16 protein-coding genes are annotated in these 16,175 nt (G+C 65.0%); 10 read left to right on the forward strand and 6 right to left on the reverse strand.

Going from position 1 to position 16,175, the window contains the following annotated elements:
• Window positions 1-105: 105 nt before the first annotated feature.
• From ACAW63_RS05210 to ACAW63_RS05230, 5 genes are all read left to right on the forward strand, one after another.
• Window positions 106-1,491 (forward strand): sodium:solute symporter, encoded by a 1,386-nt coding sequence (locus ACAW63_RS05210; protein ID WP_371232138.1) that lies wholly within the window; start codon window positions 106-108, stop codon window positions 1,489-1,491.
• 28 nt (window positions 1,492-1,519) lie between these two features.
• Complete coding sequence (gene speB, locus ACAW63_RS05215; protein WP_371232140.1) at window positions 1,520-2,476, forward strand: agmatinase; 957 nt, start codon at window positions 1,520-1,522, stop codon at window positions 2,474-2,476.
• A 75-nt stretch (window positions 2,477-2,551) separates the two neighbouring features.
• Window positions 2,552-3,478, forward strand: coding sequence for a LysR family transcriptional regulator (locus ACAW63_RS05220; protein WP_371232141.1), 927 nt, complete (start codon window positions 2,552-2,554; stop codon window positions 3,476-3,478).
• Window positions 3,475-4,206 carry a phytanoyl-CoA dioxygenase family protein gene (locus ACAW63_RS05225; protein ID WP_371232143.1) on the forward strand — a complete coding sequence of 244 codons (732 nt, stop codon included), beginning with the start codon at window positions 3,475-3,477 and terminating at the stop codon, window positions 4,204-4,206. Before ACAW63_RS05220 ends, ACAW63_RS05225 begins: the two co-directional genes overlap by 4 nt.
• Window positions 4,207-4,220: 14 nt before the next feature.
• A complete protein-coding gene (locus ACAW63_RS05230; protein ID WP_371232145.1) occupies window positions 4,221-4,622 on the forward strand; it encodes a GFA family protein in 402 nt (133 codons plus the stop codon).
• Window positions 4,623-4,715: 93 nt separating this feature from the next.
• Here ACAW63_RS05230 and ACAW63_RS05235 read toward each other — a convergent pair whose 3' ends face one another.
• The 5 genes from ACAW63_RS05235 to ACAW63_RS05255 form a co-directional block, all read right to left on the reverse strand.
• Entirely contained in the window at window positions 4,716-6,674 is a 1,959-nt protein-coding gene (locus ACAW63_RS05235; protein WP_371232146.1) for a DUF4105 domain-containing protein, read from the reverse strand.
• On the reverse strand, window positions 6,671-7,006 hold the full coding sequence (locus ACAW63_RS05240; RefSeq protein WP_275609521.1) for a DUF2388 domain-containing protein: 336 nt from the start codon (window positions 7,004-7,006) through the stop codon (window positions 6,671-6,673). Before ACAW63_RS05240 ends, ACAW63_RS05235 begins: the two co-directional genes overlap by 4 nt.
• Window positions 7,007-7,043: 37 nt before the next feature.
• Entirely contained in the window at window positions 7,044-7,337 is a 294-nt protein-coding gene (locus ACAW63_RS05245; protein WP_371232148.1) for a DUF2388 domain-containing protein, read from the reverse strand.
• Between the two features lie 100 nt (window positions 7,338-7,437).
• Window positions 7,438-7,758, reverse strand: coding sequence for a DUF2388 domain-containing protein (locus ACAW63_RS05250; RefSeq protein WP_371232150.1), 321 nt, complete (start codon window positions 7,756-7,758; stop codon window positions 7,438-7,440).
• A 90-nt stretch (window positions 7,759-7,848) separates the two neighbouring features.
• A complete protein-coding gene (locus ACAW63_RS05255; RefSeq protein ID WP_371232152.1) occupies window positions 7,849-8,046 on the reverse strand; it encodes a DUF1127 domain-containing protein in 198 nt (65 codons plus the stop codon).
• A 290-nt stretch (window positions 8,047-8,336) separates the two neighbouring features.
• On the opposite strand from ACAW63_RS05255, the gene ACAW63_RS05260 reads away from it, so the two are divergent.
• The 5 genes from ACAW63_RS05260 to ACAW63_RS05280 all read left to right on the forward strand — a co-directional run bounded on the left by ACAW63_RS05260 (window position 8,337) and on the right by ACAW63_RS05280 (window position 15,106).
• On the forward strand, window positions 8,337-9,845 hold the full coding sequence (locus tag ACAW63_RS05260) for a glycosyltransferase (RefSeq protein ID WP_371232154.1): 1,509 nt from the start codon (window positions 8,337-8,339) through the stop codon (window positions 9,843-9,845).
• Window positions 9,842-11,440, forward strand: a complete 1,599-nt coding sequence (locus ACAW63_RS05265) for a glycosyltransferase (protein WP_371232156.1) — start codon at window positions 9,842-9,844, stop codon at window positions 11,438-11,440. Before ACAW63_RS05260 ends, ACAW63_RS05265 begins: the two co-directional genes overlap by 4 nt.
• Window positions 11,437-12,594 carry an acyltransferase family protein gene (locus tag ACAW63_RS05270; protein WP_371232158.1) on the forward strand — a complete coding sequence of 386 codons (1,158 nt, stop codon included), beginning with the start codon at window positions 11,437-11,439 and terminating at the stop codon, window positions 12,592-12,594. The genes ACAW63_RS05265 and ACAW63_RS05270 overlap by 4 nt, the downstream gene beginning before the upstream one ends.
• A gap of 21 nt (window positions 12,595-12,615) precedes the next feature.
• Window positions 12,616-13,473, forward strand: coding sequence for a class I SAM-dependent methyltransferase (locus tag ACAW63_RS05275; protein WP_371232160.1), 858 nt, complete (start codon window positions 12,616-12,618; stop codon window positions 13,471-13,473).
• 61 nt (window positions 13,474-13,534) lie between these two features.
• The gene (locus ACAW63_RS05280) at window positions 13,535-15,106 is read left to right on the forward strand and encodes a hypothetical protein (protein WP_371232162.1); all 1,572 of its coding nucleotides are present in this window, start codon (window positions 13,535-13,537) and stop codon (window positions 15,104-15,106) included.
• 52 nt (window positions 15,107-15,158) lie between these two features.
• Here ACAW63_RS05280 and ACAW63_RS05285 read toward each other — a convergent pair whose 3' ends face one another.
• The gene (locus ACAW63_RS05285; RefSeq protein WP_371232164.1) at window positions 15,159-16,169 is read right to left on the reverse strand and encodes an acyltransferase family protein; all 1,011 of its coding nucleotides are present in this window, start codon (window positions 16,167-16,169) and stop codon (window positions 15,159-15,161) included.
• Between the last annotated feature and the right edge of the window lie 6 nt (window positions 16,170-16,175).

Raw genomic sequence — 16,175 nt, forward strand, 5'->3', positions numbered from 1 at the left:
GAAAGTTGGCTTCAGGCTTTGGGGATTTGCCGGGAGGAGGTGGCGGATCAGGCTTTTGCGGGCAACGGCCTGCATCCCACACAACAACAACAGGAGCCTCCCGCCATGTTGCTCGATTACCTGATCATGCTGGTCTACGCCCTGGGCATGCTCGCCCTGGGCTGGTACGGAATGCGCAAGGCGCGCAACCAGACCGACTTCCTCGTGGCGGGGCGCCGCCTCGGTCCCGGCCTCTACCTGGGCACCATGGCGGCCGTGGTGCTGGGCGGCGCGTCCACCATCGGTACGGTGAAGCTCGGCTACCTCTACGGGCTGTCCGGCCTGTGGCTGGTGTTCATGTTGGGCCTGGGAATCATCGTCCTCAGCCTGGTGTTCTCGCGGCAGATCGCCAGGCTGAAGGTCTACACCGTCACGCAGATCCTGGAGCAGCGCTACCAGGCGTCCTCGCGACTGATCGGTGGCATCGTCATGGTGGCCTACGACCTGATGGTGGCGGTCACCGCGACCATCGCCATCGGCTCGGTGACCGAGGTGGTCTTCGAGATCCCGCGCATCCCGGCGATCCTCTGCGGTGGCGGCATCGTCATCGTCTATTCGGTGATCGGTGGCATGTGGTCGCTGACCCTCACCGACATCATCCAGTTCGTGATCAAGACCCTCGGCATCTTCGCCGTGCTGCTGCCACTGTCGATCCACCAGGCGGGCGGCCTGTCGCGCATGCAGGAAGTGCTGCCGGCGGGCTTCTTCGACCTCGGGCACATTGGCCTGGACACCATCCTCACCTACTTCCTGCTGTACTTCTTCGGCGCGCTGATCGGCCAGGACATCTGGCAGCGCGTGTTCACCGCGCGCAGCGAGAAGGTGGTGCGCTACGCCGGCCTCGGCGCGGGCATCTACTGCATGCTCTACGGCCTGGCCTGCGCCTTGATCGGGGCCGCCGCCCACGTGCTGATTCCCAACCTCGCGGTACCGGAGAACGCCTACGCCGAGATCACCCGCCAGGTGCTCGAACCCGGCCTGCGCGGGCTGGTGGTCGCGGCGGCGCTGTCGGCCATCATGTCCACCGCATCGGGCTGCCTGCTGGCCGCCGCAACGGTGCTGCAGGAGGATGTCTACGCGCGCTTCCTGCGTCCCGGCGCGCCCAACGGCCTGCGCGAGAGCCGCCTGTTCACCCTCCTGATGGGCGTGGTGATGCTGGCCCTGGCATGCCTGGTCAACGACGTCATCGGCGCCCTGAGCATTGCCTACAACCTGCTGGTCGGCGGGCTGCTGGTGCCGATCCTCGGTGCGCTGCTGTGGCGCCGCGCCTCGGCGCGCGGAGCGATGGCCAGCATCGTCGTCGGCTGCCTGGTGGTGGTCCTGTTCATGGCCATCGACGGCGTGCTCGCCAACACCCCCATCGCCTACGGCCTGCTCGCCAGCCTGGTCACCTTCGTGGTGGTCAGCCTCGCCGGCGAGCCGGCCGCCAGCCTGCAGGCGCAGGCCGACTGATCCCCCTTAATCCATCAGGAGACCCGCCATGTCCCATGACTACCCGCAACCCCTGGACGCCGCCGAGATTCCCCGCTTCGCCGGCATCCCCAGCTTCATGCGCCTGCCGATCTTCGAGGACCCGGCGCAGTTGGACATCGCGCTGCTCGGCGTGCCCTGGGACGGCGGCACCACCAACCGCGCCGGCGCCCGCCATGGTCCGCGCGAGGTGCGCAACCAGTCGAGCCTGATGCGCAAGGTGCACCACGTCAGCCACATCGCGCCCTACGACCTGGTGCGCGTCGGCGACATCGGCGATGCGCCGGTGAACCCCATCGACCTGCTGGATTCGCTCAAGCGCATCGAGGGCTTCTACCGGCGTATCCATGCCGCGGGGACCGTCCCGCTGTCGGTGGGCGGTGACCACCTGGTGACCCTGCCGATCTTCCGCGCGCTGGCCGCCGAGCGGCCCATCGGCATGGTCCATTTCGACGCCCACTCCGACACCAACGACCGCTATTTCGGCGATAACCCGTACACCCACGGTACGCCGTTCCGCCGCGCCATCGAGGAAGGGCTGCTGGACCCGAAACGTACCGTGCAGATCGGCATTCGCGGCTCGATCTATGACGCAAACGACGAAGCCTTCGCGCAGGAATGCGGCATCCGTGTGATCCACATGGAAGAGTTCGCCGACCTGGGTGTCGAGGCCACCCTCGCCGAAGTGCGCCGAGTGGTGGGGCAGGGGCCGACCTACGTCACCTTCGACGTCGACGTGCTCGATCCGGCCTTCGCGCCGGGCACCGGTACGCCGGAGATCGGCGGCATGACGACGCTGCAGGCGCAGCACATGATCCGCGGCCTGCAGGGGCTGAACCTGATCGGCGCCGACGTGGTGGAGGTCTCGCCGCCGTTCGACCAGGGCGGGGCGACCGCGCTGGTGGGCGCCACCATGATGTTCGAGCTGCTCTGCGTACTGGCCGACTCGATCGCTGCGCGCCGTTGACCGCCATGGGGGTTCACGGGGCGGCGCCCTCGGCGCTATAACGAAAGGCCTGCGCCCGCCGCCGCGAGAACTCCCATGCTGGGCAATCTTTCCGATATCGACCTGCGCCTGCTGCGCATCTTCTGCACTATCGTCGAGGCGGGTGGCTTCACCGCCGCCCAGGTGCGCCTGAATACCAGCCTGTCGCGCTTGAGCGTGCTGGTGCGCGATCTGGAACTGCGCCTGGGCTATTCGCTGTGCCGGCGCGGCAGCAGTGGCTTCCAGCTGACCGAGGAAGGAGAGCAGCTCTATGAGGCGGCGCTCGGATTGTTCGTCGACATCGAGCGCTTCCGCGAGCAGGTGACGGGACTGGGTGGACGCGACCGCGAGGTCTTGCACTTGGGCTGCGTCGACGGCGTGCTCGGCCAGCAGTGCTGGCCGTTGCCGCTGGCGATCCGGCTGTTCCGCGAGGGCAATCCGCGGGTGCGCCTGAACCTGCACACCCAACGTCCGGACGAGCTGGAAAACGCCGTGCTGGAAGAGCGCCTGCAGCTGGCCATCGGCGCCTTTCACCATCGCCTGTCCGGGCTCCGTTACCAACTGCTGTTCCGCGAGGAGCAGAACCTGTATTGCGCCCGCGAGCATCCGTTCTTCGGGCGCGCGGAAGACGAGCCGTCGCTGGAGCAGATCTGCGCCGCCGAGTACGTCGGACGTGGCTACATGGCCGAGAGCCGGCGTCCGCACGGCCTGGTGTTCAGCCACACCACCAATGCCTACAGCATGGAAGCCATCGCCAACCTGGTGTTCAGCGGCACCTTCATAGGCTACCTGCCGACCCACTACGCCAGCGAATGGGTGGCCGACGGGCGCCTGCGGGCGATCCGGCCGGCGCAGCTGGCCTACGTCTCAGACTTCCATTGCGTGACTCGCCAAGGCGCGGAGCCGGGCGAGGCGCTGGGGGCGTTCCTCGATGCGCTGGCGCGGGCCCAGGCCAAGCTGGGGAGCGGAGTGTGCGCCCCATGAGCCCTTTGCAGGCCCTGCACGAGGATGGCTTCGTCCTGCTGCGTGGCCTGCTGGATGCTGCGCAGATAGCCGAGGTGCGTGGGCTGATCGATGGCCTGCGGCCGCTCCACTGGGACTATGAGGGCCTGGTGGATCATTACAAGTGTGTGTTCAACCGCTCGCCGCTGTGGCTGCCCTATCTCGACCCGCCGGGACTGATCGAGGTGGTGGAAGCGGCGCTGGGCGGGGATTGCCATGTGATCGGCCAGACGGCCTGGCGCTGCCATCCCGGTTTCATCGGCGCGGAGATGCACCAGGACTACCTGCCCGTCGCGCTGCCGGAGCAACTGCTGGCGTCGGGATTCGACCTGCCGATGTTCATCGCTACCGCGCAGATCTACCTCGACGACATCGACGAGGCGCTGTGCCCGACCTGGGTGATTCCCGGCAGCCATCGAGCCGGCCGCGCGCCGGCGCCCGATGAGCGCGAATGGCAGGGCAGGGCGGCCAGGCCGGTGCTCTGCCAGGCCGGCGACTGCCTGCTGTTTCGCAGTGACCTGTGGCATGCCGGCAGCCGCAACCTGAGCCCGCGTACGCGTTACCTGCTGCAGGTGCACTATGGCCGGCGGATGGTTGCGCAGAAGTTCTCGCCCTATCTGGACTGGGCCTTCAACCCGGAGGTGCTGGCCGCCTGCACGCCACGACAGCGGCGCCTGCTGGGCGACCACGAGGCCGCCGAATACGACTGAACCAGGAGGACTCCATGGCTGCTGTGCATGCCGGTGGCTGCCATTGCGGGCAGGTCCGCTACGAATGCGACGCCGAGTTGAACGACGTCGCCCATTGCCACTGCTCGATCTGCCGGCGCACCACCGGCGGCATCGTCACCACCTGGGCCACGGTGCCGCTGGGAAGCTTCCGCTGGACCGCCGGCACGCCCGCCGAGTACCGCTCTTCGCCGTCCTGCGTGCGTTACTTCTGTGTCAACTGCGGGGCGCAGCTGGCGCTGTTCACCGACCTCGCACCGGACACCCTGGACCTCACTACCGCGACGCTGGATGACGTGGCCGAGGTGCTGCCGAACCGGCATATCTGGGTGAAGAGTCGGCTGCCGTGGATTCACCTGGATGAGCAGTTGCCCGAGGAGCAGGAGGAGAAGCTCTAGCTCCCGCGGTTCGGATGGGTTCGCGAGCAACGCCCAGCCGTGGAGAGTTGCCCGTGGGAGCGGATTTATCCGCGATCCGGCCGGGTGGCCGGATCAGGGCAACTCCAACCCGCCCGCCGCCTTGTGCAACGCACGCAGGTGCGCCCCGATCTGCTTGGTGTTGGCCTCCAGCGCCGCCAGCTCGGCGCGGCGCTCGGGCGTCAGCAGGGCGCGCACTTCGCGGTCGAGGTTGTCGCTGAGCTGGCGCAGGCGCTTCTGCCGTTGCTGCGTCTGCTGTTCGAGGGTGACGGTTTCCTTCGCCTGGGGCAGCCCGTAGCCACCGTCGAGCAACTCCGCCGGACGGCTGAGGAAGCCGCTGTCGTCGAGGATCTGCTGCAGCGTCTTGCCGGCGGTGGCCAGCCGGGTGTCGGCGCTCAGGTCGCCGCGGTTGCTCAGGTAGAGCTGCTTGAGTTCGTCCTGGGCCAGCAGCAACTGGCGGCGCAGCGAGGCCTGTTCGAGCAGGAGCAGGGCGGCGCTGGCGCGCAGGTCGGCCTTGTCGAACCAGGGGCGGCGCTCGGTGGCGGGCAGCGCGAGCCAGTCCTCGACCTTGTCCTGGCGGATGTCCAGACGCTTCTTCAGCACCTCGAACATCGCCTGGTAGCGGTCGCGGAAGGAGTCGAAGCGATAGCCCAGGCGCAGGGCTTCCTTGGGGTTGTCCAGCACGCTCGGATCGGCGATGCCCTGGTTCTCCAGCAGGCCGAGCACGCCATAGGGGGTGATGCTGTCCATGTTCTGCAGGCTTTGCCGCTGGATGCCGCTGCGCAGCAGTTTCAGGGTCTCCACGGCGCAGTTGTTGGACAGGAAGTAGTAGTTGCCGTCGTAGCTCCAGTGGCTCTGCGCGGAACGCTCCACCAGGCTGTTGATCTCCTCGCGGCTCAGGCGCAGCGGGATCGAGGCCAGGCTGCGCAGCTCGACCTTGGTGTATTCCTCGATCACCTGCGACAGCGGCAGCACGAAGAGTCGCGAGGGATAGGCGCCGGTCAGGCCGTCCCAGCTGGAGAGCTGCAGGTCGCCGACGAAGGCGCGGTAGGAGAGCACCAGGTGCCGGTCGAGGTCCAGGCGGCAGTCCGGCCCGCGCGGGCGGCCCGGCGCGCAGACCACCAGGCGCAGCATGGTATGCCCCCAGCGGCTGGCGATGTCGGCGTTGGCCTCGGCGATGAAGTAGTCCACCTCGTAGACCCGCTCCGGGTCGAGGTAGCCCAGCGGCTGCTGGCCGAAGTCGCGGCCGGCGTTGAGGTAGGCGTAGCTGCTGGCGCAGGCGTCGTGCGGGCGCTCGCCGAAGCGTGCGGCGTAGTAGCGGTACAGCGCGGGGCGGCGGCAGGCGTAGCTCGGGTCGAGGAGGAAATACTCCATGTTCACCGCGACGTATTCGCGCGGGTTGCTCAGCTCATAGCTGTCCGGGCTGCGCAGGACGAAACGGTTGTGCTGCTCGCGTTCCCCATGCTTGCCGGCGTACTGCGGCCAGCCGGCGAGGTCGAGCAGGCGCGGGTCGTCCGACAGCGTGAAGCGGCGACCGGTCTGGCCGCGGCATTCATCGGGCGCGCCGACACGCCCCAGGCTCTTGTCGCGCAGGGTGCAGCGGCGGATGACGCGGGCTTCGTCGGCATCCCACAGGCGCGCGCGGTCGTAGAGGTGGGTCAGTTCGTGGAGCAGGGCGGCCAGCAGTTCGCGGCGCAGGGTGCCGTGGGTGCGCCCGGTCTGCCGGGTAGCGGCGCTGCCGTCGGTGAGCGCGGCGAGGTAGCGGGTGCTGAGGGCGATGGCGTCGGGGCGCAGGGCGCGGCCCATGCCGTTGCTGGGCAGGTCTTCGCGCCATTGCACCTCGACCTTGCGGTCGAGACGCTCGACGAAGCTGGCCGGCAGGGTCTGCAGGGCCTCGTCCAGCAGTTGCTGGCTGGCCTGGCGCTGGGCGCCGCTCAATCCGTCAGTGTCGAGCTCCAGGCGGAGCGAGGCTTGGCTGCTGGCGGCGACGATCAGTGCAAGGGCCGCCAGCCAGCGGCCAACCCGGAGCCTCACAGAGCGAGGATGGCTTCGGCCAGGGCCTGGTCGGAGGCCTCACGCGCCTGCGGCACGTCTTCGCGCAGTACCTTGAACGCGGCTTCCAGCTGGGCGCCGCGAATGGCGCCGTCGCTGCCGACGAAGCTGGCGGCGTCGTCACGGGCTTCCTGCACGATCTTCATGTCGCGCACGGAGGTGGTGGTGTCCGAGGTGAAGTCGATGCTGCGGGCGAAGGCGTTGGTGGTGATGTTGAACACGCGAATCACCGACTGCGCCTGGGCGCCGGAAGCGCAGGCAGCGAGCAGCAGGCCGAGGATCAGGGGGCTCTTGGGGATCGAGCAGAGGCGCATGGATGTCTCCGAAAGGGCAGCGGGAGCTGCTCACGACTTATTGGGCAAGAATCGCTTCGGCCAGTTCCCGATCATTCGCCGCGAGTGCCGGGTGCCGCTCGCGCAGCCATTGCAGCGCTGCTTCGAGACGGGCGCCGCGCAGCTCGCCACCGCTGGCGATGAACCCTGCCGCATCGTCACGAGCGCTGCGCAGCAGCTTGTTCTCGAACGGAGTGCTGGTCAGTTTGCTGGTGACATAGCTGGTCCCTACCGGGAACTGGGTCGTCTGGTCGAATGCCCGGGCAGGCAGGGTGCAGAACAACAGCGGTAGCATGAGCAGTAGAGGGCGCATGGGCGGAGATGATCGGAAAAGCACGACCGCCAAGGCTAACGGAATGCGTGGCCGAGGGCCAGCGCGACGCGCCGGGCGGAGCGCCCGGCGCGGGGAGGCATCAGATGGTCAGGATGGCCTGTGCCAGCTGCTGGTCGTTGGCCGCCAGGGTCGGCATCTTGTTGCGGATGTGGCGCAGGGCGGCTTCCAGGTGGGCGCCGCGGATGTCACCTTGGCTCGCCACGAAGGTCGCGGCGTCGTCCTTGGCTTCGAGAACGATCTTGTCGTCCTTGAAGGAGTTGCTGATGTTGGAGGTGGCATCGGAGGTGGCGCCGGTGGCACGTACCGACAGGTCGGTGGTGTAGACGAAGCTGGTGGCGAAGGCGCCGGTGGCGCAGCCCAGCAGGGTGGCTGCGGCGATCAGTTGAAGGCTTTTCTTCATGGAGTGGCTCCGGATAAGGCACAAAAAGGTGGCCGGGGGGCCACTCTACTGGAGCACAGACTAGCCAAGACTGATTCGCATCACCAGAGGTCAGCGCCAGAATGGTTTCGAGATTTCGGCGACACGCTCGCTGGGGCTGATGCCGAGGTCGGCGAGCTGCCGGCTGTCCAGCTCGGCCAGCTGGAGGCGGGTGCGGGTGTTCTGGTGCCACTGGCGCAGCAACTTCCAGAGGGTACGTTGCATCCCGGTGCGCGGCTTGGTTGCCGGTCGGGCGAGGGCGTGTTCCATGGCGGTGTCCTCCGGCTCCTTTAGGGAGCGAGTGGTATGGGAGGACATGATTGGGTGGAGGTGGGGTGACTCGCCAGTCACAGCTGGATGTGATTGCCTAGCCACACTTGCGGCTTTTTCTCAGCTGTTCCTGCCCCTCTGCGCCCAACTGTTCCGAATTTGCCGTTTTCCTTGCAATGAGGTGGCTTAAGTGGCTTTCTAGCTGACGCTTCCGACAAGGGCGGCTGCGAGGTAGGGCCTCGGTTCAGCTGAAAGAACAATAAACGACCCTGCGTTACTAGGGCTGAAGAATGACGATGACGATTTTTGTCAGAAACCGAGCTGGCGATTCCGATTATTCGATCGTGCCCAATGGCCCCGGTCCGGGCCTGAGTTTCCTGTATCAAAACCTGCTTGCCGTACTGAACGGGCTGGGCGATGTGGTGGAGGTTGCTGCGGGCGCCGATCTTCATCGTTTCTGCCAGGATGTTCGCGCGGATGGCAATAAGCCGGTTTATTGCGTGTTCGGCCTTCCCGGCGAGGCGGATACTCCCGAGTGCTGCCCGGTCATCGCGGCCATTGCCTGGCCTTTCGAGATTCTGCCATCCGATTTCGACCCCGCCTGGCGCGAACGCCTCCTGCTATGTGCCGGTGTCATTACTTTCAGCCAGCAGAGCGCGCAGGCCATTCGTCACCTTATGGGTGAAGACTTCCCGGTCCTGGTGACGCCGGCCCAACCCTGGGAGCGGTTCGCCGTCCTCTGCCCTGCTGAAGGCGCTCTTCCGCTCCTGTCGCCACGCACGCTCCGTTTCACCGGGCAATTGCTGGATAGCCCCTCCATCGGCCTGTCGGTCGATGCCCTGGCGCGCCCTGAGCCAGCGGCTGAGGAGTCCCCTGTCATCGAAGAGCTTCTGGCACGGACCCAGGCCGAGCCCGCGCGCCTGAATTGGCGTCAGCGTTTGCAGGTTTCCTCGGCCCTTGCCCGAGGCTGGTGGCGGGAAATGACGGATGCTGACGGCCATCGGAATAGAGCGCCCGTCGTGGTGGAAGCGAAGCTCGAAGTCGAACCCGAGCCCGTGATGGAGGCAGCTCACGTCGAGACGCTTCCAGCCCTGCCGCAACGCATCACGCTGCATGGCGTGGTTTATACCTGCGTGTTGCGCGCGGAAGATGAAACACGCAACTGGACGGAAATGCTGACGGCTTTCTGCCTTACCTTCCGTGACGAGCCCGATGCGACCCTGGTCTTCAAGTTCACCCATGCCAATCTCAGCTCGGGCCGCATCGCCATGCTGACCAACCTCTCTCGGTTGTCGCCCTTCCGATGCCGGGTGGTCGTGATCAATGGCTATCTCGATGAGCCGGAGTATGCGCAACTGATTGCGGCCAGCCACTATCTGGTTCATCCGGCGTTGAGCGAATCGTCCGCTGTCACCGTGCAGGAGTTCCTTAGTGCAGGCCGGCCCGTGCTCGCGCCGCGCCACAGTGCCTTGGGCGACTGGCTGGAGGAGGATTATCCGCTGCTCTTCCAGTGCAGCCGTCAGCCGACCCACTGGGCAGGTGACCCTGACAAGCGTATGCGCTTCTTCGACCATCGCCTGAACTGGCAGTCGATGTGCGCTGTGTTCCAGGCCAGCTTCGATCTTGCCGTGAGCCGCCCCATGGAATACCAGGCCCTGTCGGCGGGTGCTCGCACCGGCATGCAGGTGCGTGCGTCCATGAACCTGCTCCTTGCGCAGTGGCGCGAATTCTTTTCGAGGGTTTGCCGGGAACCCGTCGCAAGCCGGCCCCTTGGGCGCGTGCTGGGAGCCCGGACATGAGGATTCTGGCCTATTCCGCAACCAGTGCGGCAACGATCCGCACCAGCCTCGGGGCGCCGGAGTACAGCTACTACTTCGTCTTGAAGGAATTCCTGCCGGCACTGCGCGAGTTCGGCGAGGTGGTGGTGATCGACGATCCCGCCGAACAGGTCGACGCGATCTACCAGGATTGTCGTCGGCGTGGGGAGGGTTGCGTTTTCCTCAGTTTCTCGCCGCCACACAAGACTCTGAACACGCTGGAATGTCCGACCGTGCCGGTGTTCGCCTGGGAGTTCGACACCATCCCCGATGAGGTCTGGCTCAATGATGCCGGGCAGGACTGGTCGTTCATGCTGCGGCAGTTCGGCCAAGCGATCACTCATTCCCGCTCGACGGTCGAGGCTGTGCGCAAGAAGGTCCCGCCGTTCTATCCCATGCTCTCTGTGCCTTCGCCGGTCTGGGATGCCTTCGATGGCCTGCGGCGGCTGAAGGAGCAGCGGGGCACTGGCCGCATCAATGGCAAGGGCGTGGTCTTCGATACCGCGAATCTGGATCTGCAACAGTTCCTGCAGGCCGATCCGGAGCATTGGCACCTGTTGTTCAAAGGGGAGCCCGCTCCAGGAGTGGTTGGCGAGCCTGAGCCACCGGCTCCAGTCATCGAGTCGCCGCCCGAGGCGCCGGCCTATCCACCGCCCGAGAGTCTGGCGGACTGCCTGCGGGTGACGCGTCGGTATGTCGGGGCCTGGTACCAGACGGTGCTGGCGGATTTGCTGCCGGAACGCCTGAGGCGCCTGGTCCGTCGGCTGCGTGGCCGCGATGCGATCACGGTGGCACCAAAGCCTGAGGTGGCCGCGCCAGCACCGGAACCCATCGAAGACGATCCGTTCCCGCAACGGGCGCTGTTCATTCCCGGGGCCTTCTCGGTGGAGCTCGACGGCGTAGTCTTCTCGACGGTGTTCAACCCCTATGACGGCCGCAAGAACTGGCCCGACCTGATCAGTGCCTTCTGCTCCGCCTTCGCCGACAAGGCCGATGCCGTCCTGGTGTTCAAGCTGACCCACCGGGAATACTGCTCGGCCATGACGGAGATGTTGCGCTTCCTGGCGCGCCTGCCGGAATTCCGCTGCCGCGTGGTGCTCATGCACGGCTACCTGGAAGACGAGGATTACCGGGCGCTGATGCAGGCCACCTCCTACGTCGTCAACGCGTCTTTCGGCGAGGGACAGTGCCTGCCGCTGATGGAATTCCTGTCCTGCGGCAAGCCGGCCATCGCGCCGTCGCACTCAGGGATGAGTGACTACATCGATGAGCAGGTGGCGTTTCGAGTCGGCAGCTGGGCTGAAGCTGCAACCTGGCCGCATGACCCTCGCAGCGCATTCAGGACCTGCCGTCAGCAGGTCGACTGGGACTCCTTGCGAACGGCCTACCTGCAAGCCTGGACACTGTACCGCGAGCAGCCTGATGGCTATCGGGAGATGGGCGATCGGGCGATCGAACGTATGCGTGGGTACTGCTCGCGACAGGCGGTGATCGAGCAGCTTGAACCCTTCCTGCAAGCCGTCATCTGGCGGGCTGCCGCCGCCGTGGAATCGAGAACCCGAGGTATGAGCGCGTGAGCCGGCGAATCTGCGATATCGAAGTCCTCCGTGCATTTGCCGTGCTGGCGGTGGTCTTGCATCACATCAACGGTAATCTGACGTCGATGCAAGCGCCGGGATTGCCATGGCCACTTCTGCACCTGGGGGGCTGGTTCGGCGTCGATCTGTTCTTCGCCATTTCCGGATTCGTCATCGCCCGGGACCTGATTCCCAGAATGGCCGCCTGCCAGGGCTGGCGCGCGTCGCTGGCTGTCGCCCAGGCATTCTGGGTACGCCGTATCTGGCGGCTCCTGCCGTCGGCCTGGCTGTGGCTGGCCCTGGTCCTGCTCGCCGTGCTCGTGTTCAACCAGTCAGGCGCCTTCGGTACCCTCAGGGCGAACCTGGAGGCGACCCTCGCCGGCGTGTTGAATTTTGCCAACATCCGTTTCGCCAATTGCTTCATGCGCTGCGAGTACGGCGCCAGCTTCGTTTACTGGAGTCTGTCCCTGGAAGAGCAGTTCTACCTGCTGTTCCCCTTGCTCCTTTTCGTGGCCCGGCGTTATCTGCCGCTGGCCTTGATCGCGCTGGTGCTGGTGCAGTTGGTGCAGGTCCGCACGCCGTGGCTGATGGTTTTCCGCACCGATGCGCTGGCGCTGGGGATTCTGCTGGCCGTCTGGAGCGCGCGACCTTCCCATGCCGCGATGATGCCTGGATTTCTGTCACGGGTGCCGGCGCTGGCGACGGCATTGCTGCTGGGCAGCGTGGCGTTGCTGGCCTACCTGGCGTCACCCTTTGCCGAAGATTTCCACTACAAGGTCGGGCTGATGGCGCTGGTCTCGGCGGCGCTGGTGTGGCTGGCTTCCTATGACCAGAACTGGTTCTGTCGCTGGGCGCCTTTGCGTCGGTTGATGCTCTGGCTGGGCGCTCGCTCCTATGCCATCTATCTCATCCACGTCCCGATGTTCTTCTTCGTTCGAGAGCTGCAGTTCCGCCTCTTCCCCGGAGTAGGTATCGATGGCCGCGGGTACTTCCTGGTGGCGTTTCCGGTAGTACTCGTCCTGATCGGCCTGCTCGCGGAACTGAATTATCGCTTCGTGGAAATGCCCCTGCGTCGCCGTGGAGCCCGGATCGCCGATGGCATCGCCAAGCGGCCTCGCCCTGCGATGCAGTCGCCCATGGCGCTGCCCGACTAAACCTGAACGTCAGAGGATCGAATGTTTTCTCGACTCAAAAGAATGCTGCGGGCGTCTGCTCCTGCGGCAGATGCGCCGGTACTGCCACTGACGCCACCGCAGAGCATGCAGGTGCAGACGCCTGAGGAAGCGCTACCGGAACTGGGGCTGATCGATATGTCCCTGAGCGGCTGGTTCCGCAACGAGACAGGGGAGCTGCTCGAAGACTTCCCGATTTTGGCCCAGGATTCGGTCCTCGATATCGGTTGCGGTGACGGCGGTTTTACGGCGTTCGCCGGTCGCCAGGGGGCGGAAGTCTTCATCGCCGACATCAATCAGGAAAACGTCAGCGCGGCGGTGAAGCGTCTGCAAGAAACGCCCGCCCGTGCCGTGCATCCGCTGATCACCGATGGCGACCCGATACCGCTGGAAGACGGCCGGGTCAGCCGGGTGATCGCCATGGAAGTGCTGGAGCATGTAGACGACCCGGCGAAGTTCATGGCTGAACTGGTGCGGGTCGCCCACCCGGGAGCCTTGTTTCTCCTGACGGTACCCGATGCGGCGGGCGAGAGGGCGCAACAGGGCCTCGCCCCTGAGAGCTACTACCGCAAGCCGAACCATATTCGCATTTTCGAGCGCGACGAATTCGAGAGCCTGGTCCGTAGCGCCGGGCTGACGGTCGAGAAGAGGCTTCACTACGGCTTCTATCGGACGATCTGGTGGATGCTCTACTGGACGACCGATCACCCTCCCTTGCATGAAGCGGACTCCAATCCGCTGATTGAGAAGTGGCGGGAGATGTGGGGGGAAATCCTGTCGACACCTCAGGGGCGCAAGATCAAGCAGGCGCTGGATGAAGTGCTGCCCAAGAGTCAGGTCATCATCGCGCGCAAGCCTTGAATCCATGGCGCTCCCCCCTGACCGGGCATGGCCCCCAAATCAACCATAACCAGAAGTGACCATGAGCCAGATCGATACCACCCACAGCGGCCAGCATGCGCGCACAACTGTCTTCTCTGTAGCCCGATACTCCGGCTGGGTCGCCGTCGCACTTTGCGTCCTGGTGTTTCTGTTCGAGTTCCGAATGTATCCGGTCGAGCAGCTGGATGATGCGTTCATCAGTTATCGCTATGCGCAGAACCTGGTGGCAGGGCATGGCTTGGTGTTCAACATCGGTGAGCCGGTGGAGGGCTACACCAATCTGTTGTGGACCTTGCTGGTTGCCCTGGGCATCGTCCTGGGGGGCGACGCGGTGCAGGTGGGCGGCTGGTTGGTGCAGATATTCGGTACGCTCCTGCTGGTGGCCAGCTATGTCTATGCCTCGCGCCTGCTGGCACCCTCGATGAAGGGGTGGGCCGGATGGGCCCCCATCGTACTCCTGGCCAGTAACTCCTTTGCCTGCTGGACCGGTGGCGGCCTGGAGACGACCCTGTTCGGCTATCTGGTATTGATGGCCTTCATCGACCATCTGGAACGGCGGTTCGGCCGGGTGGCGTTCTGGTGCGTTTTGGCCACCATGACACGTCCGGAAGGGGCGATCCTGGCCGGTGTGCTGCTGGGCGGCAGCTGGCTCCAGGCTGCACTCCTGCAGCGCCCGAGGGACCTGGCGGGCTGGTGGAGGTTGTCGCTCCCCAGTCTGGCCTTTGCTGCTTACCTGGCTGCACATACGGCGTTCCGGCTGTATTACTACCACGACGTCGTACCCAATACTTTCTACGCCAAGGTCGGCGGTATCCCGCTATCGCGTGGGTTCGAGTATCTCTACAACGCCGGTGTGGATGGCCCGATCCTCCTGGTATTTCCCGCATTGCTGGCTGCCTTCGCGTTCCGCCGGTTCCGCATTGCCATGGCCTACATACTGATCACGTTCGCCTACATCGTGTATGTCGGTGGGGATGTATTCGCCTTTGGTCGCTTTACCCTGCCCGTACTGCCGTTGCTGACGGCGGGTGCCATAGCTGGTGTTCTGTGGCTCTGGTCGAAGCAGCGCGCAGCCGGCGTGCTCCTGGGGCTACTGCTACCGGCGACTATCATATGGTCGCTCTGGCTGAGCTGGCCGCGAACGATCGATCACTATGATCTGGAGCCCGCCTTGTCTCTGGCGCTCGCCAAGCGCGATGCCGCTCGCCTGCACATCTTCGGAGACACCGAGGAGGGAATTCGCAATTACGTGCAGCGCATGACCGCGCTGCGCCCGGCGCCGAAGCTCGTCGCTGCGGTCGGGATCGGTAAGTTCGGGTATTACGCGAAGGATGTGGAGATCCTGGATGTGCTGGGCCTGGTCGACAAGCATGTGGCGCGCAGTACCAAGGTCGTTCCGGCGCTGCTGTTGATACCGGGGCATCAGCGGACGGATTCCGACTACGTTCTCGACAGGAAGCCGGACTTCATTCTGATTCTTCGTCGCGACACTCCCGGCGCTCTGACACTGCCGTCGACCGTTGACCTGTGGACCAATCCACGACTGGATCAGGAGTACCGCTGGGACAGCGATTTCAATGCCTACAGGCGCCGGGACTATCTGGGGCAGTGAGCGTGGGCAGTGCCGCTTCGGGCTATTGCGGCGACACAGGAGCCCGGTCCGTTCAGGCCGGCTCCTGGCTCATGCTGGCAAATCCGCGGCGTTCCAGCCGGTAACGATCGAACAGTTGCTGCAGGGTCAGCAGCAGCTGCGCGACCATCAGGCTGACCAGCAGCGTGACCGGAATCATCAGGGTGGGGCGGTCGTAGCTGATGTTCCAGAGCCGTTCGCATAGGTAGAAGGCGAAGATGTGGCAGATGAACAGGGGATAGGCCATTCGTCCCAGGTGATTGTCCACCGTCGCCCAGCGTGCTGGCGAGGGTTTGCAGCGCATCGCCGCGCTCACCAGCGGCAGGGCCAGCACCGCGCCCAGCAGCACCTCCTTGACCTGGGGATTGGCCAATAGACTGAACCACGGTGCTATGCCGAACAGCATGACGGCATAGACCAGCCACAGGGCCAGGCTGACTCGGCGATAGAACGCATCGTCCTTGTCGGCCTGTGCACAGCCGAACAGGAAGAAGACCAGGGCGCCAAATATGAATCGGTAGCCGAAGTTGTTGCTGTTGTAGTCGCCTGCAACGAAGAACAGTGCGCCGATCTGGATGCTGCCGGTGATGAGGCAAAGTGCCAGGAATACCGTTCGCGGAAGGAGCGCCAGCAGCGGTACCAGCAGATAGAAATGGAATTCGGCGGCCAGCGACCAGGCTGGCGGGATGATCGGGTGGGGCAGCATGCCCGGGATCACCAGAGGCTCGAAGACATAATTCGCCGGCAGCAGAGCGAGATTGAGCAGCACCTTCGTCAGGTCCGCTTGCTGGTTCATGAACAAGGTATGTTCTGCCGGCCCGATCATGGCGATTGCGCTGAAGCTGAGCGCGACCATGACGGCATACTGTGGGTAGAGCTTGAGCAGGCGGTCAACATAGAAATCGCGTACCGGGAATGAGGACATCCTGGTGAACCGCCGATAGCTGCGGCGCATCAGCAACCCGCTGGTGAAGTAGAAGATTATGACGGCAGTGACCCCGGTATTAAGCGGCAGACCGAGGCCCGGGATGTGCGAGAGCAGCACGAGCAG

This window comes from Pseudomonas sp. QE6 (assembly GCF_041379005.1).
Lineage (GTDB): Bacteria > Pseudomonadota > Gammaproteobacteria > Pseudomonadales > Pseudomonadaceae > Pseudomonas.

Excerpts from the sequence above, each read along its gene's own strand:
- ACAW63_RS05210 (WP_371232138.1), top strand. The coding sequence starts at position 106 with ATGTTGCTCGATTACCTGATCATGCTGGTCTACGCCCTGGGCATGCTC.
- speB (WP_371232140.1), top strand. The coding sequence starts at position 1,520 with ATGTCCCATGACTACCCGCAACCCCTGGACGCCGCCGAGATTCCCCGC.
- ACAW63_RS05220 (WP_371232141.1), top strand. The coding sequence starts at position 2,552 with ATGCTGGGCAATCTTTCCGATATCGACCTGCGCCTGCTGCGCATCTTC.
- ACAW63_RS05225 (WP_371232143.1), top strand. The coding sequence starts at position 3,475 with ATGAGCCCTTTGCAGGCCCTGCACGAGGATGGCTTCGTCCTGCTGCGT.
- ACAW63_RS05230 (WP_371232145.1), top strand. The coding sequence starts at position 4,221 with ATGGCTGCTGTGCATGCCGGTGGCTGCCATTGCGGGCAGGTCCGCTAC.
- ACAW63_RS05240 (WP_275609521.1), bottom strand. The coding sequence starts at position 7,006 with ATGCGCCTCTGCTCGATCCCCAAGAGCCCCCTGATCCTCGGCCTGCTG.
- ACAW63_RS05245 (WP_371232148.1), bottom strand. The coding sequence starts at position 7,337 with ATGCGCCCTCTACTGCTCATGCTACCGCTGTTGTTCTGCACCCTGCCT.
- ACAW63_RS05250 (WP_371232150.1), bottom strand. The coding sequence starts at position 7,758 with ATGAAGAAAAGCCTTCAACTGATCGCCGCAGCCACCCTGCTGGGCTGC.
- ACAW63_RS05255 (WP_371232152.1), bottom strand. The coding sequence starts at position 8,046 with ATGGAACACGCCCTCGCCCGACCGGCAACCAAGCCGCGCACCGGGATG.
- ACAW63_RS05260 (WP_371232154.1), top strand. The coding sequence starts at position 8,337 with ATGACGATGACGATTTTTGTCAGAAACCGAGCTGGCGATTCCGATTAT.
- ACAW63_RS05265 (WP_371232156.1), top strand. The coding sequence starts at position 9,842 with ATGAGGATTCTGGCCTATTCCGCAACCAGTGCGGCAACGATCCGCACC.
- ACAW63_RS05275 (WP_371232160.1), top strand. The coding sequence starts at position 12,616 with ATGTTTTCTCGACTCAAAAGAATGCTGCGGGCGTCTGCTCCTGCGGCA.
- ACAW63_RS05280 (WP_371232162.1), top strand. The coding sequence starts at position 13,535 with ATGAGCCAGATCGATACCACCCACAGCGGCCAGCATGCGCGCACAACT.